Source organism: Actinomadura coerulea, assembly GCF_014208105.1.
Taxonomy (GTDB): Bacteria; Actinomycetota; Actinomycetes; order Streptosporangiales; family Streptosporangiaceae; genus Spirillospora; species Spirillospora coerulea.
In genome coordinates, this window is record NZ_JACHMQ010000001.1 from 5537541 (window position 1) to 5551658 (window position 14118).

15 protein-coding genes are annotated in these 14118 nt (G+C 72.6%); all 15 read right to left on the reverse strand.

Annotated features, from left to right (window positions below):
• Window positions 1-333: 333 nt before the first annotated feature.
• Complete coding sequence (locus BKA00_RS25415) at window positions 334-1776, reverse strand: aldehyde dehydrogenase (RefSeq protein ID WP_185028905.1); 1443 nt, start codon at window positions 1774-1776, stop codon at window positions 334-336.
• Window positions 1773-1973: a 2-hydroxymuconate tautomerase gene (locus BKA00_RS25420; RefSeq protein ID WP_185028907.1), complete on the reverse strand. Its 201-nt coding sequence runs from the start codon at window positions 1971-1973 to the stop codon at window positions 1773-1775. Before BKA00_RS25420 ends, BKA00_RS25415 begins: the two co-directional genes overlap by 4 nt.
• Window positions 1964-2587, reverse strand: coding sequence for a cysteine hydrolase family protein (locus BKA00_RS25425; protein WP_185028909.1), 624 nt, complete (start codon window positions 2585-2587; stop codon window positions 1964-1966). Before BKA00_RS25425 ends, BKA00_RS25420 begins: the two co-directional genes overlap by 10 nt.
• The gene (locus tag BKA00_RS25430) at window positions 2584-3309 is read right to left on the reverse strand and encodes a FadR/GntR family transcriptional regulator (protein WP_185028911.1); all 726 of its coding nucleotides are present in this window, start codon (window positions 3307-3309) and stop codon (window positions 2584-2586) included. Before BKA00_RS25430 ends, BKA00_RS25425 begins: the two co-directional genes overlap by 4 nt.
• Complete coding sequence (locus tag BKA00_RS25435) at window positions 3306-4415, reverse strand: amidohydrolase family protein (RefSeq protein WP_230299160.1); 1110 nt, start codon at window positions 4413-4415, stop codon at window positions 3306-3308. Before BKA00_RS25435 ends, BKA00_RS25430 begins: the two co-directional genes overlap by 4 nt.
• A 4-nt stretch (window positions 4416-4419) precedes the next feature.
• Window positions 4420-4749 carry an extradiol ring-cleavage dioxygenase gene (locus BKA00_RS25440; RefSeq protein WP_185028913.1) on the reverse strand — a complete coding sequence of 110 codons (330 nt, stop codon included), beginning with the start codon at window positions 4747-4749 and terminating at the stop codon, window positions 4420-4422.
• A 32-nt stretch (window positions 4750-4781) separates the two neighbouring features.
• A complete protein-coding gene (locus tag BKA00_RS25445; RefSeq protein ID WP_185028915.1) occupies window positions 4782-5630 on the reverse strand; it encodes a DODA-type extradiol aromatic ring-opening family dioxygenase in 849 nt (282 codons plus the stop codon).
• On the reverse strand, window positions 5623-6486 hold the full coding sequence (locus tag BKA00_RS25450; RefSeq protein ID WP_185028916.1) for a creatininase family protein: 864 nt from the start codon (window positions 6484-6486) through the stop codon (window positions 5623-5625). Before BKA00_RS25450 ends, BKA00_RS25445 begins: the two co-directional genes overlap by 8 nt.
• Window positions 6479-7357, reverse strand: coding sequence for an ABC transporter ATP-binding protein (locus tag BKA00_RS25455; RefSeq protein ID WP_185028918.1), 879 nt, complete (start codon window positions 7355-7357; stop codon window positions 6479-6481). Before BKA00_RS25455 ends, BKA00_RS25450 begins: the two co-directional genes overlap by 8 nt.
• Window positions 7354-8142 (reverse strand): ABC transporter permease, encoded by a 789-nt coding sequence (locus tag BKA00_RS25460; RefSeq protein ID WP_185028920.1) that lies wholly within the window; start codon window positions 8140-8142, stop codon window positions 7354-7356. Before BKA00_RS25460 ends, BKA00_RS25455 begins: the two co-directional genes overlap by 4 nt.
• Window positions 8139-8939, reverse strand: a complete 801-nt coding sequence (locus BKA00_RS25465) for an ABC transporter permease (RefSeq protein ID WP_185028922.1) — start codon at window positions 8937-8939, stop codon at window positions 8139-8141. Before BKA00_RS25465 ends, BKA00_RS25460 begins: the two co-directional genes overlap by 4 nt.
• 27 nt (window positions 8940-8966) lie before the next feature.
• The gene (locus BKA00_RS25470) at window positions 8967-9974 is read right to left on the reverse strand and encodes an ABC transporter substrate-binding protein (RefSeq protein ID WP_221493289.1); all 1008 of its coding nucleotides are present in this window, start codon (window positions 9972-9974) and stop codon (window positions 8967-8969) included.
• A 42-nt stretch (window positions 9975-10016) separates the two neighbouring features.
• Complete coding sequence (locus tag BKA00_RS25475) at window positions 10017-10802, reverse strand: 2-keto-4-pentenoate hydratase (protein ID WP_185028924.1); 786 nt, start codon at window positions 10800-10802, stop codon at window positions 10017-10019.
• 251 nt (window positions 10803-11053) lie between these two features.
• The gene (locus BKA00_RS25480; protein WP_185028926.1) at window positions 11054-12619 is read right to left on the reverse strand and encodes a P-loop NTPase family protein; all 1566 of its coding nucleotides are present in this window, start codon (window positions 12617-12619) and stop codon (window positions 11054-11056) included.
• On the reverse strand, window positions 12616-14097 hold the full coding sequence (locus BKA00_RS25485; RefSeq protein ID WP_185028928.1) for an SCO6880 family protein: 1482 nt from the start codon (window positions 14095-14097) through the stop codon (window positions 12616-12618). The genes BKA00_RS25480 and BKA00_RS25485 overlap by 4 nt, the downstream gene beginning before the upstream one ends.
• Between the last annotated feature and the right edge of the window lie 21 nt (window positions 14098-14118).

Genomic DNA, 14118 nt, shown 5'->3' on the forward strand with positions numbered 1-14118 from the left:
TCCCCCGGTTTCAGTGAACATACAAAAACGCCATAAAACCGACAAGACTCTGACGCTCCGCAGACCGGATCCTGATCAGAATCGCGAGCCGGTCCAGGCCGTTGGACCACCGCTTTCCGCTGGGTGACCCGGCCCTAGGAATGCCAATAGAGGAAACGGCCGGGTCTGTCGGCATTTCGGCGTCCAGCGGAAACCGACCGGGCCTTCGGGCGGATTCCGGTTCCGGATGCGGGCCGCCCCCCGACCGTCTACCGCGTGAACCTCTGACGGCGGCCCGGCGGTCCGCGGTCACCGTGCCGGCCCTGCTCCGGCGGTCGCGCCCGGCTCCGCCCCTCAGCCGTTCGGATCGATCGCCATGACCACGGCCTTGGGCTCGGTGAAGAACTCGCGGCTGTAGGTGCCGCCTTCGCGGCCGAGGCCGGAGTCGCCGACCCCTCCGAACGGCGCGCGCAGGTCGCGGACGAAGAAGCAGTTCGTCCACACCGTGCCGGCCTTCAGGGCCGCCGACACGCGGTGGGCCCGGGAGAGGTTCTCCGTGAACACCATCGCGTTCAGGCCGTACGGCGTGTCGTTGGCGGCGGCCACGGCCTCGTTCTCGGTGTCGAAGGGCGTGACCACGGCGACCGGACCGAAGATCTCCTCCCGGCGCACGCGCGCGGTCGCGGGGGCGTCGACGACCACGGTCGGCCGGACGAACAGCCCCTCGGCGCCCGCGCCACCGGTGGCGATCTTGCCGCCCTCGCCGGGCACGCCGTCGAGGTAGGCCATCACCTTCGCGTAGTGCTCCTCGGAGGCGAGGGGGCCGAGCTGCGTCGCGGGGTCCCTGGGGTCCCCGGGCACGAGGGCCTCGGCCGCGGCGACGAAGCGGTCCAGGAACTCCTGGTACACCTCGCGCTGGACGAACAGGCGGCTGCCGGCCAGGCAGACCTGCCCGGCGTTGCTGAAGATCGCCTTGATGGACCAGGAGACGGCGAGGTCGAGGTCGGCGTCGGCGAACACGAGGTTGGCGCCCTTGCCCCCGAGCTCGAAGCTGACCGGGGTGAGGTTCGCCGCCGCGGCGGAGGCGATGGCGCGGCCGGTGGCGGACTCCCCGGTGAAGGTGATGCGGTCGACGCGCGGGTCCCTGGTCAGCGCCTCGCCGACGGAGCCGGGCCCGTAGCCGTGGACGACGTTCAGCACGCCGGGCGGCATCCCGGCCTCCAGCGCCAGCCTCGCCAGCAGGGCCGCGGAGGCGGGGGTCTGCTCGGCCGGCTTCAGCACCACCGTGTTGCCCCACGCCAGCGCCGGGGCGATCTTCCAGGTCTCCAGCATGAGGGGGAAGTTCCACGGCGCGATGGCGGCGACGACACCGGCCGGTTCGAAGCGGGTGTAGGCGTGGTGGCCGCTGTCCATGGGCAGGGCCTCGGCGGCCGACAGGCGCGCGTGGTCGGCGAAGAACCGGAAGTTGTAGGCCGACCGGGGCACGTCCTTGCCGCGGGTGTCGGAGATGGGCTTGCCCATGTCGGTGGTGTCGGCCAGGGCCAGTTCGTCGAGGTTGGCCTCGACCAGGTCGGCCAGCCTGTGCAGGATCGCGCCCCGTTCGGCGTACCCCATGCGCGGCCAGGGCCCCTCGTCGAAGGCGCGGCGCGCGGCCGTGACGGCGAGCCCGGCCTCCTCCATGCCGCCGAGCGCCACCTCCGCCCAGGGCTTCCGGGTGTAGGGGTCGACGGTGGCGAAGCGGTCGTCCCGGGGGGACGCGGTCTCCCGGCCGTCGATGACGTGGGGGATCAGTTTCATGGCTGTTCCTCGTTGCGTTCCTCGATGGTCACGTCTCCGGCGGCCCAGTGAGCGGCGGGCACCTCGCGGAGGATGACGCGGATGTTGGCTCGGGGTGCCCCGGTGGCCGCCTCGGCGGCCGCCGTCAGGCGGGTGATGAGTTCGCGCAGCTGCTCCGGCGGCCGTCCGGCGACCAGGGTCACCTCGATCAGGGGCACCGGGGGCCTCCCGGCGTCCGGGCGGCCCCGGCCAGCGCGCCGGCCGCCTCGTCCACGGAGACGACCTCGGCGAAGACGGTGCCCATCAGCCGGAGGCTGCCGAGGTGCAGGTCCTCGAAGTACCCGGCGACCGCCTCCCTCGCCACGACCGCGCGCAGGTCGCGGAAGAAGGCGGCGCGGACGGTGGACTCGACGCAGAAGTCGGTGCGCACACCGGCCACCACGATCGTGCCGACGCCGAGATCCTGCAGCAGCCCGTCCAGCCCGGTGCGGTGGAAGGCGTCGAAGCGCGGCTTGGTGATCTCGTGGTCGCCCGGCGCCCGGTCGAGTCCGGCGACCAGTTCGCCGCCCCACGTTCCACGCCTCAGCCCGCTCGCGCGCAGGAACGGGCTCCGCTCGGCCAGCAACCCCACGTCGGCGTCCTCCGCCCACTCCATCCGCACCCAGATGACGGGACGGCCCGCGGAGCGGGCGGCGGCGGCGAGGGTGTTGACGTGCCCGACGAGACCGTCCAGTCCGGTGACGCGAAGCCCGGCCTGGGCGAACACGCCGTCGGGATGGCAGTAGTCGTTCTGCATGTCGATGACGAGCAGGGCCGTCTGCGGGGCGCTCATGTGACGCCTCGGCGGGTGGCGGTGAGCGCGGCGTGCGCCGCGACGGCGGCGTCCAGGCGGTCGGGGTCGTCGGCCGCGATGGCCTCCACCAGCTCCTTGTGGACGGCCGGTCCGTCCACGTACTTCGTGGACGGCTCGTTGGAGGTGACCCCGCGCAACCTGTTCTCCACGAACTCCAGCAGCGAGATGTAGGTGTGCTGAAGGACCTTGTTCGGCGTTATCTCGGCGATCCGGCGGTGCAGGGCCCAGTTGGCGGCGAGATACCCGACACCGTCCTCGGAGTCGCTCTCCACGGCCGCGGCCATCGCCTCGGCCAGCCGGCGCAGGTCCGCGACGTCGCCTTCGGTGCGGTGCCGCATGGCCTCCCGCGCGAGCAGCGGTTCCAGCGCCTCGCGCATGACGAGGCAGTCGGAGACCGAGACCGAGTCCCCGCTGAGTTCGAGCATCTTGCGGCCCAGGCGCACCAGCGGCGGCGGGGACGCGACGAAGATCCCGCCCTTGGGGCCGGGGCGGACGGAGATCGTGCCGCGCGCCGTCAGCAGCCGGACCGCCTCGTTGAGCGTCCCGGCGGCCACGTCGAACTCGCGGCGCAGGCTGTCCCGGGTGCCGAGGCGGTGGCCGAGGGCGAGGGCGTCCTCGGCGATCCGCGCCTCGATCCGCCTGGCGACGGTCTCGGCGAGGGAGAGCCGGGGCAGCTCGGTCGCGGCCTTGTCGGTGCTCATGTGGGGTGTCCTTCAAGTGGGATGGGGGGAGCGGAGGGTCCTTCGCCCCGGCCGTCCGGGTCCGGCCGGGCGACGCGCAGTCCGAGCAGACGCGCGGCGTTGCCTCCCAGGATGGCGGTCTCCTGCCCGGCGTCCACTCCCAACGCGCGCACGGTCCGCAAGGGGTCGTGGTCGACGAGGTCGAACGGGGTGTCGGTGCCCAGGAGCACGTGGCCGGCCGTCATGTCCTTGACCAGCCGGCCGAGCGCCCCGGTGTCGAAGACCGCCGTGTCGTACAGGAGCCGGCGCAGGTAGTCGCTCGGCGTGCGGCTCGTCACCCGCGCGACCGGCTTGCGCCGCCAGCCCAGGTCGAGGCGTCCGCTGACGGCGGGGACGCACCCGCCGCCGTGCGCGAGGCAGAGGACCAGGTCGTGCCGGTCCAGCACACCGCCGAAGACGAGCCTGGACGTCGCCAGCGCGGTCTCCATGGGATAGCCGAGCAGCTGGACCAGGTGGTAGTCGGCCAGCCGGTCGCGGGAGGAGACGCGGCTCGGGTGCAGCAGCGTGAAGCAGCGCCGTGCGGCGAGGGCCCGCCACAGTTCCTCGTTGACCGGGTCGTCGAGTTCCCGCCCGCCGCCGAAGGTGCCCATGGTGGCACCCGCCATGCCGAGCTCGTCCAGGCAGCGGGCCAGCTCGTCCGCCGCGCCCGGGTGCCCGACCGGGACGGTCGCCAGGCCGGACAGCCGGCCCCCGGAACCGGCGACGAACTCGGCGAGCGCGTCGTTGGCCAGGCGGGTGACCTCCAGCGTGAGCCGGTCGTCGTCGGACTCGGAGGCGAACAGGAACGGGGGCGCGGCGACGACCTGGTGGTCCACCCCCATCGTGGTGAGGGAGGCCAGGCGGCGCTCCATGTCGTGCTGTTCGGGAGCGAGCGGAATGGGTGATCCCGGCGCGAGCCCGCAGATCGCCGGGTCGAGGTTCAGCACGCGCTCCGCGGCGCGGGACAGGTCGGCCAGCCCCCGGCGCTCCAGGTGCCGCAGCAGCGGCATCGGCATCGCGTGCGTGTGAACGTCGATGACCGGCGTCCGCGGGCCGGGCCCGCGCCCGGTCACGTCTCCGAGGGGCACGGCCTTACTCACCACGCTCGGCCATGTAGGAGTCGTACCGGTCTCCCAGCAGGGACCTGAGCAGCGCGGTCGCGGCGCCGGAGGTGCCCGCCGTCTCGCCCGTCCCGTAGATCAGCCGTGCGAGCTGGGAGAGCAGGTAGGGGTGCAGGCCGAGTTCGAACAGCTTCCGGAAGTCCCGGTCCAGGATCGCCGTGCGTTCCTCGGCGGTGAGCGGATAGGCGTCCAGCACCTCCTTCTCGGACGACTCGAACCGGGCCCGCAGCTCGCGGTCCCATTTCAGTTCCTGCACCAGGTCGTTGGTCCGCAGCAGCGGGTCGAAGTATTCGAGTGCCATTTCCGGGTCGTCCATTCGTGTAGGCGGCGAGGTCATGAAAGGTCCCAGCGGACCGCTCCGAATCCGCAGCGCCACTGCTCGACGGCCGCGTAGCCCAGCGCCTTGCACGGGCGCGGGCCGACGGCGCCCATGACGACCATCCAGGACAGCAGTTCCGCGGTGCCGCCGGAGCCCGCCTCCTCCATCCGCTCGAACGTCGCGTCGGTGAGGACCTTCTCGTGGTCGCCCTCGACCAGCAGGTCCATCCACCAGCGGTCGAACTTCTCGTCGATCTCCATGTAGCGGGGCCCGCCCGGCTCGTGGGAGAGGCCGCCCGAGCCGAGCAGCCCGACCCGCAGCCCCGCGGGCAGCCGGGTGCGGATGGCCTCGCCGAGCGTCTCGCCGAGCGCGTAGCAGACGCGCTCGTCCGGGACGGGGGGCACCGTGCAGTTCTGGAGCACGGGGACGACCGCCACGCCCGTCGAGACGAGATCCGCCATGGTCACCGGGACGGAGAGGTTGTCGTCGTAGCGGAGGTTCTCGCGGACCGCGCGCACGCGCGGAGCGCTGTCCTTGACGCTCTCGTACAGGGCCTCGGCGACGTCCGGGCGCCCGGGCAGGTCGTAGTCCGCGACGCGCAGCCAGGGCTTGAACCACTCGTCGGGACCGGTGTGCCGGTCGGCCAGGCCGAAGGTGAAGTTCGCGTAGTCGCTGACCAGCCCGTTCGCGATGTGATCGTTCGCGATGACGAGGAGCACGTCGGTGCGGGACTCCACGATGGCGGCGTGGATCTCGGCGTAGGCCGCGAGCACGGTCCTGCGGTCGGCCTCGGGGGCCTTGTCGAACCAGCCGGTGAGGCCGGGAGCGTGGCTCGCGGCCATGGCGACGCTGATCTCAGCCATGGTTCCTCCGTCCTGTCTGGGGGTGGGCCTGGGCGCTCCGCCGGACGCGCCGCGCGATCGCGTCGGCGGCCTGCTCGGCGGCGGCGGTCTGGGTGCGGTGTCCTTCGCCGGCGCTGGCCGCGGCCGGGTCGCCGAGGTAGCCGTCCGGGGTGACGCGGCGCGCGTGCTCGTGGCCCCGGCGCCAGACGGCCAGTTCGTCGGGGCCGAGGCCGCTGGGCTCCAGCAGCGCGCGGACCTCCTCGCGCACCAGCCGCGGGTGGGTGTGCATCATCAGGGACGTCTCCCAGCGCCCCGCGTGGACGTCGACCGGTCCCTCGGGCGGGCCCTCGTCCGGGCCGTAGAGGGTCAGGTACGGATCGTCCGGGTCGAGGCCGATGCGCCGGGCCAGCGCCGGCTCGGTCACGAAACTCGCGTCCGCCGCCGTGCGTTCGCAGGCGGCCTTGACACCGTCGTGGACGGTGCGGTTGTGCAGCGCGTCGCCGTGCCCGGAGAAGCAGAACACGTGCCCGAAGCCGTCGCGGGCCATCCCGGCGAGCAGGTCGACCATGACCTCCCGCATCAGCTCGGGCCGCACGCCGTAGGACGCGGGGAACGCCCCCGACACCACGTTGACGCCCCAGTAGTAGGGCGGCACGATCAGCGCCTGGACGCCGCGCTCGGCCAGCAGCGCCCGGACGGCGTGCAGCCGGGCCATGGGCAGGTAGACGTCCGTCCCCGTCGGCAGGTGCGGGCCGTGCTGCTCGATCACGCCGAACGCCCAGAGCAGCACGGCGCCCGACCGGGCGGCCGTCTCGACCTCGTGCCAGGTCAGCTCCGCCAGCGTTCCGGCGAGGACGTCGCGGTCGGCGTCATCCATCGCCGCCCTCCCCCGGTCCGGCGGCGGGGCGGGCGCGGTCGGCGCGGTGGTAGGTCTTGGCCCGCTGCACCTGCGAGTAGACGTGCGCGCGGAGCTCCGCGAAGCGCGGATCGGAGCGCGTCGCGAGCTGCTCGCGCTCCGCGGGCAGGTCGATCACGGTGTCGTCCATGACCACCGTGGGGGCCGCGGAGAGCACCAGCACCCGCTGGCCCAGGTAGACCGCCTCCTCGATGTCATGGGTGACGAACAGCACCGTCATGCGGAGTCGCCGCCACAGCTCGCGGGTGAGGTCCTCCAGCTCCGCGCGGGTCTGGGCGTCCACGGCGGCGAACGGCTCGTCCATGATCAACACGGCCGGCTCGTAGGCGATGGCGCGGGCGATCGCCACCCGCTGCTGCATCCCGCCGGAGAGCTGCCAGGGGTAGGCGCCCGCCGCGTCCGCCAGGCCGACCGATTCCAGCGCCTCGGCCACCAGCTCGCCGCGCCGCCGCTTGGGCACCTTCTTCTGCTTCAGCGGCAGCTCGATGTTCTGCGCGACGGACAGCCAGGGGAACAGGCTCCGCCCGTACTCCTGGAAGACCACCGCCATGTTCTCCGGCGGCCGCAGCACCGGACGGCCCTCCAGCACCACCTCTCCGCCGCTCGGGGTCAGGAGGCCGGCGACGCACTTCAGCAGGGTCGTCTTGCCGGCCCCCGACGGCCCCACGATGCAGGCCAGTTCGCCCGCGGCGATCCCGAACGTGAGGTCGCGCACCGCCTCCACGGTGCGGCCGGACGTCTGGTAGGTCTTCCTCAGCCCCCGCACGTCGAGCAGAGCCGAGCCGCTTCCTGTGCCCACCGCGGTGGGGGACGCGATATCCGTGCCGGTCATGACTTTCCCTTCTGGGCTTGGCGCCACCCCCGGTACCAGCGCAGCGCCCGGGCCTCGAAGCGCCCGAACAGCAGCGACAGCAGGAACCCCAGGAGGCCGAGCAGCAGGATCCCGCTCCACATCTCGGGGATCTCGAACCCGCGCTGGAACTGCACGATCGTGTAGCCGAGGCCGCTGGAACTGGCGAACATCTCGCTGATCACCATGAGGATGATCGAGATCGACAGCGCCTGCCGCATGCCGGTGACGATCTGCGGGGAGGCGGCCGGCAGCACCAGGCGGCGCAGCCGGGCGGCTCCGGTCAGGCCGTAGGAGCGGGCCGTGTCGGCCAGCACCTCGTCGATCGCGCGCACGCCCTCGGCGGTGTTGAGCAGCACCGGCCACATCGACCCGATGACGATGACGGTGATCTTCATGGTGTCGCCGATGCCGACGAACAGCATCAGCACCGGGATCAGGACGGGCGGCGGGACGGCGCGGAAGAACTCCAGCACCGGCTCGGCCAGCAGCCTCACCCGGCGGCTGGATCCCAGCAGGACGCCGATCGTCACGCCCAGCGCCACCGCGCCGAGGTACCCGGCCGCCAGGCGGGCGACGCTGGGGAGCACGTCGTCCACGATGCGAGCGGAGAACCACGTCTCGCCGAACGCGCTCAGGATCGTGCGCAGCGGCGGGAAGTAGAAGTCGGTGCTCGAAGCGGTCGACACCCACCAGAGGGTCAGCAGCACGGCGGGCAGGCCCAGCAGGTAGCCGAGCCGTCCGGCGCCGCGGAGCACGGTCCTCATGCCGGCACCTCCGTCCGCATCGACGCGTGCCAGGCCAGCACGCGCCGCTCCAGCGCCCGGGTCAGCAGGTTCACGCAGACTCCGAGCGCGCCGGTGACGAAGATCAGCGCGTACATCTCGGCGACGGCGTTGCTCGCCTGGGCCAGCCCGATCGCGCTGCCGAGCCCCGGGGACCCGATGATCAGCTCGCCCGCGACGGCCAGGACCAGGGCCACCGAGGCGGCGAGCCGCACACCTGTCAGCAGGTACGGCAGGGCGGTCGGCCAGACCAGGTACCGCAGCCGGCCCCACCGGGTGAACCGGTAGGCGGCCGCGGTCTCCCGGGCGACGGGGTCGACGTCCTGCACCCCGTGGATCGCCTGCACCAGGACGGGCCAGCTCGCGGCGTACACCACCAGCAGGAGCGTGGAGCCGAGCCGCGTGCCGTAGAGCAGCACGGCCAGCGGGACGAGGGCGACCGAGGGGATCGGGCGCAGGAACTCGATCGTCGAGGCGGTCGCCTCCCGCAGGACCGGGACGCTGCCGATCAGCAGACCCAGGCTCAGGCCGGCCGCGACCGCGATGGCGAGCCCGTATCCCCAGCCCCTGAGCGTGTCGAGCAGCGCGCCCCAGAACCCGGAGCTGCCGGCCTCGGCGGCCAGCGCCCGGACGATGGCGCTGAACGGGGGCAGCTCGTCCGGCGAGACCGCGCCCGTCCTCGGCAGCACCTCGAGGAGGGCGGCGAAGGCGGCGGCTCCGAGCAGGCCGAGGAGCGGGTCGGGCACGGCTCCCGCCCACCGCCGGCTCCTGGTCAGCATGATGTCCTCGTCATGTCACTCGCCCCGTCACCGGGCGAACAGCTCGTCCAGCGGACGGGTGCTGCCGATCAGGCCGGTGTCGACGGTGAGCTGGGCGAGCGGCGCGATCTCGGCCTGCCCCGCCTCCGGGTTCCAGCCGGGCAGGGTGACCTTGTCGCTGAGCCCCGGGTCAAGCTTCAGGTAGCCGTTCAGCGCGGCCCGCGCCTCGTCCGGGTGCTGCTCGGCGTACTGGAGGGACTCCTTCAGCGCGGCGGAGAACCGCTTCACGACGTCGGGGTTCTTGGCCGCGTACTGCTTGGAGGTGAACCAGCCGGCGAACGGCAGGTTCGCGCCCATCGCGGCGTAGCTGACCGGCAGCGGCTTCGCGCCCTGCCGCTGGGCGACCGTGATGAACGGCTCGCTGAGCATCGCGGCGTCCACCTGGCCGGCCTTCAGGGCGGCCGGCATGTTGGGGATGGGCACCTCCACCAGCGTGACGTCGCCGGCCGCCAGCCCGTTCTTCTTGAGGACCGACGCGACGGCGACCTCGTTGATGCCCTTCAGGGTGTTGATCGCGATCTTCTTGCCCTTCAGGTCGCCCACCTCGGCGATCCCGGAGTTCGCGGTCATCAGCTGCCCGGATCCGTCCTTCACCGGGTCCGCGGAGGCGCGGGCGCCGACGGAGACCATCGTCACCGGGACGCCCTTCTCGCGGGCGACGAGCAGGCTGACGAGGTTGGAGTACCCGAACTGGAAGTCGCCGCTGACCACGGCGGGGACGATGGCGGCGCCGCCCTGGGCGTCCTGCGTGGTGACGTTCAGCCTGTGCCGGGCGAAGACGCCCTTGCTGATCCCGAGCTTCACCGGGGCGATGTCGATGATGGGGATGACCCCGAGCTTCACCTCCGCCGTGCCGGAGGCGGAGGCCTCCCCGCCGGAGTCGGAGCCGCAGCCGGTGAGGGCCGTCAGCCCCAGCACGGCGGTGGCCGCGCCCGCGACGAGCGGTGTGAGGCGCCTGCGGCGGCCGCGTGGGATGCCGCGTTGGAAGAAGGACATGTCGGTACTCCTGGGCGAAGGCGCGCTGGGCGCGGAGGGGCGTTAGCGGGTTCCGGTGAGTGACAGGGCTCCGAGTGAGTCGAACGCCACGGAGACGGTGCTGCCGGGGTGCAGGGGGACGGCGTCGGTGAGTCCGCCGGTGAGGATGATCCAGCCGGGTTCGATGGCCAGGCCCCGCTCGGCCAGCCCGTTGGCGGCGAGCGCGAGGGCGTTGGCCGGGTGGCCCAGGACGGCGGCACCGGTCGCGGTGTCGACGGTCTCGCCGTCGACGCTCAGCCGGCAGGACTCCTCCGCCAGGTCCAGGCCGTCGGGCGGGACGGCGCTGCCGGAGACGGCGAACCGGCAGGCGGAGGCGTTGTCGGCGACCACGTCCGGCAGGGCGAAGTCGAAGTCGCGGTAGCGGCTGTCGATGACCTCGAACCCGGCGTGCACGCTCCGGACCGCGCTCATCGCCCGCTCCGCCGTCACGCCGGGGCCGCTCAGCCGCGCGCCCATGACGAAGGCGATCTCGGGTTCGACGCGCGGGTGGATGAACTGCCCCACGGCGACCGGCTCGCCGGGCGCCAGGGTCATCGCGTCGGTGAGCCAGCCGGTCAGCGGGACGTCGACGCCCATCCGCCGCTGCTTCGCACGCGAGGTCAGGCCGAGCTTCACCCCGACGACGGTCTGCCCGGCGCCCGTCTTGCGGTCGAGCAGGGCGTCCTGGATCCGGTAGGCGGTGCCGAGGTCGAGATCCGGCCACCCCTCGGTGATCCTGGCGCCGTCCTCGCGGCCGTGCTCGCGGCGCAGCAGCTCGCCGGCGGTGGTGTCGATCGTCCACTCGGGCATGGCGTGGTCCTTCTCTCGTGCAGAGCAGGGCGGGCGCCACCGGGCGGACGGCTCAGCCGGTCCCGGCCCCCGCAGGTGGGGTGACCTGCGGAGTCGACGCGTCTCCGTGACGCATCAACCTAAAACACCTAATGGATATATTCAATAGGTCCATACGATCTGTTTCAGATCAGGTGAGGCGGGGCGTGAAAACAGCGGCGCCCGCCCCGCGGCTCGATGCCGCGGGACGGGCGCCCTGGTGTCCGTGCCGGTCAGAGGGTGTGGGCGGGGGGCCTCGTCGTCGAGTTGGTCCAGCGCTTGTTGGTGTCGTTGACCTCTCGTTCGACCGAGGTGAGCTCCACCTTGAACGGGATGCCCGGGCGGCCGCCGACCTTGACCAGGAACCTGCCGCGCCCCGGGGGCTCGCTGTCCCGCTTGAGCTCGGGGTTCCAGGACGGCGGCGTCGACCAGTCGACGATCATGCGCTCCTCGATGGAGGACATCCGCACGACCTCGTTCACCATCGCCATCTCCGCCTGCGGCAGCCCGCCGCAGATCACCATGCCCGCGCGCTCGGCGAAGCCCTTGGCCTTGAGCCGGTCGGCCCGGTCGCTCAGCGACAGCAGGTCGGCCATGGTGTGCGTGATCATCACCTGCCCGGTGCCGCGCTGCCGGTTGAGGCGGGTGAGGGCGTCGACCCGGTCCACCAGGCCGCGCCCGGACCGCAGCACCCGCCACAGCTCGTCGAGGACGACGAAGAAGTGCCGCTGCGGTTCGAGCCCCTCGTCGGCCAGCGCGTGCGCGACCTCGATCGAGCCGAACCCGTCCGACCAGCACGCCAGCAGGACGGCGGCCTGGAGCTCGGCGTCGGAGTCGTCGATCCCGCTGATGTCGATGCAGACGCCGCCCGGGTTGTCCAACTCGATCGCGGTGGTGGTCTGGTGCGCGAACGTCTCGCCCATCGGACCGTCCAGGATCCCGAGAAGCGAGGCGTGCAGCGGGTCGACGGCCGCGCGGTACCGCGCCTCGTCCCCGCGCGCGAGGGTCACCGCGCGCAGCCGTTCCGGCCCTTCGTCGATCACCTTGATGAGGTCGGGCAGGACGGGCACGCCGCGGTGGCGCTCGTCCAGCACCCGCAGGGCGGCGTTCAGGACGGTGCGCTCGGTGTCGGCGATCGGCCCCCCGCGCAGCAGCGTGACGAGCGCGCTGACCATGTTCAGCCGGCGGCCGTGCGCGTCGGCGATCAACTTGGACCGCGCCGGCTCGGGGAGCCTGGCCGCCGCGTCCGCCGTCGCCCCGGGGTCGAGCACGTTCAGCGAGCCGAGCCCGCGGCCGAGCTTGATGATCTGCCCGCCCATCGCCCGGACCAGGTCGACGTAGTCGGGCTTCAGGTCGCCGAGCACCATGGGGAACACCCCCTGCCCGACCAGCCCCACCACCATCCTGCGGATCAGCGTCGACTTGCCCAGCCCCGGCTTGCCCAGCACCAGGGCCGACGGGTTGTGGATCAGGTTCGCCCGCTGGAACCACGAGATCGGATCGCAGCACAGCGCGGCGCCGGTGGTCAGCTCCCGGCCGAGCGGCACCCCCACCATCGGCGTCCCCGACCCGGCCCCGAACGGCCACAGCCCGCACACCTGGACCGTGGTGCCGCGCCATTCCGACGGCATCTCCACGTAGGAGGCGCGACCCCCGCCACGGCGGCTGAACCCCCTGAAACCGGGCTTGAGCTCGGGCTTGGGCTTCTTGTCCTTCTGCTTCTTGCCTTTTCTGCCGTCCTGTTCGGCGGGCAGCTCTCCGGCCGCGTCGGCGGGGACCGGTGCCGCGGAGCGCTTCACAGGGCCTCCCTCACCAGCGCCGGCACCTGGAGGTGGTCGGGGATGACGATGCCCAGCGGGAGGGCGGCCGCGAACGCCGACGCCTGCGACCCGTACATCTGCCGCAGCCGCAGCCGCGCGGGGCCCGTGAGCGTGTCGACGGCGGCCGCCGCGACCGGAAGCTCCTCGGCCGAGCGGACGGTGGCCGTGACGAGGACGGTGAACCGGATGACGCCCGCTCCCCGGGCCTCCTCCAGGGCCGACTGGTCGCTCTTGATGACGTCGATCTCGTTCCGGGCGGCGCTGGAGGCGCCGTCGAGGCGGAACCGCGAGTCCCGGCGGTCCCGTTCCACGATCCGGGCCGCGGAGGCGGGATCGTGCGGCCGGTAGAGGAAGGTGACGCGCTTGCGGGCGATGTCGTGGTGCGGGGCCACCAGCCCCGTCATCACGTTCGACAGCACCTCGCCCCGCGGCGCCTCCGACATGCCCCAGGTGATGGAGCAGCCGCTGTCGTGGACGTAGTGGTCCCACGACTCCTGCGCCGCGACCGGCCCGGCGTCCTCCCAGCTGATCTCCTGGTCCTCGGCCGCCTCCAGGGTCGTCTGCGCGTCCGGGTCGTAGGCGATCCGGACGGCGCGGGCGAGTTCCTTCGCGGTCAGCGCACGGGCGGATCCGGCGCCGGTCATCGCCAGGCCGGAGACCAGTCCGGGGATGCGCATCCCGATCTCCCGCACCATCGCGTCCTGGTCACGGCGCTTGCCCCCGAGCTGCGGCAGGGCCGCGTAGGTGACCGCGATGCGGGTGGAGACCCGGGCGCTGCCCACCGGGTAGTTCCAGACGATCTCGTCCAGCGCCTGCCGGGCCAGTTCGGGCGCGTTCGGGTCGGTGTTGGCGTAGATCTCCTCCCGGAGGCGGGTCCCGGTGTCGGGGGCCGTCTCGATGGTCACGCTCGCGGAGGCCAGCCCCGGCTCGTAGCTCAGCGAGGCCAGCCACTGCCCCCAGTGGGAGACCCACGTGTCGACCTGGCTCTGGTCGACCAGCGCCGCACCCTCGGCGTTGCACTCGAACACCACGGTGTAGTGCTTCGTGGACGGGATCACGACCAGGGCGAACGGGCGCCCGTAGGAGTCGCGGCCCTCCACCAGACGGGACTGGGCGAGCAGCCCCGGAAGCCGGCACGAGCCGTGCGGGACCACGCTCAGCGGGCCCGAACGGTAGAGGTGCCAGCCCTGGGAGCGGCCCGACCACCAGGTCAGCCGGGCCGTGATCGACTGGAGGGCGGTCCGCCCGTGCGCGTCCTGGATGACGAGCGGCAGCATGACCACCCCCAGCACGACGGCGCCGAACAGGGCCAGCATCAGCGACAGTGTCGCGATCAGGGTGATGACGATCAGCCCGACCATGAGGATCAGCGTGCCCGCCAGTCCCAGCCGCCCGAGGCCGGGGGACACCGGCTTCCGCCAGTTCCCGTACGTGGGTTCGCGATAGTCGGACGTCACGCCGCCTCCACCTCGTTCCTT

Bases quoted from the DNA above. Each gene is read 5' to 3' on its own strand.
- BKA00_RS25450 (WP_185028916.1), bottom strand. From the start codon at position 6,486: ATGGATGACGCCGACCGCGACGTCCTCGCCGGAACGCTGGCGGAGCTG.
- BKA00_RS25415 (WP_185028905.1), bottom strand. From the start codon at position 1,776: ATGAAACTGATCCCCCACGTCATCGACGGCCGGGAGACCGCGTCCCCC.
- BKA00_RS25460 (WP_185028920.1), bottom strand. From the start codon at position 8,142: ATGAGGACCGTGCTCCGCGGCGCCGGACGGCTCGGCTACCTGCTGGGC.
- BKA00_RS25445 (WP_185028915.1), bottom strand. From the start codon at position 5,630: ATGGCTGAGATCAGCGTCGCCATGGCCGCGAGCCACGCTCCCGGCCTC.
- BKA00_RS25430 (WP_185028911.1), bottom strand. From the start codon at position 3,309: ATGAGCACCGACAAGGCCGCGACCGAGCTGCCCCGGCTCTCCCTCGCC.
- BKA00_RS25440 (WP_185028913.1), bottom strand. From the start codon at position 4,749: ATGGCACTCGAATACTTCGACCCGCTGCTGCGGACCAACGACCTGGTG.
- BKA00_RS25475 (WP_185028924.1), bottom strand. From the start codon at position 10,802: ATGCCCGAGTGGACGATCGACACCACCGCCGGCGAGCTGCTGCGCCGC.
- BKA00_RS25425 (WP_185028909.1), bottom strand. From the start codon at position 2,587: ATGAGCGCCCCGCAGACGGCCCTGCTCGTCATCGACATGCAGAACGAC.
- BKA00_RS25465 (WP_185028922.1), bottom strand. From the start codon at position 8,939: ATGCTGACCAGGAGCCGGCGGTGGGCGGGAGCCGTGCCCGACCCGCTC.
- BKA00_RS25470 (WP_221493289.1), bottom strand. From the start codon at position 9,974: ATGTCCTTCTTCCAACGCGGCATCCCACGCGGCCGCCGCAGGCGCCTC.
- BKA00_RS25455 (WP_185028918.1), bottom strand. From the start codon at position 7,357: ATGACCGGCACGGATATCGCGTCCCCCACCGCGGTGGGCACAGGAAGC.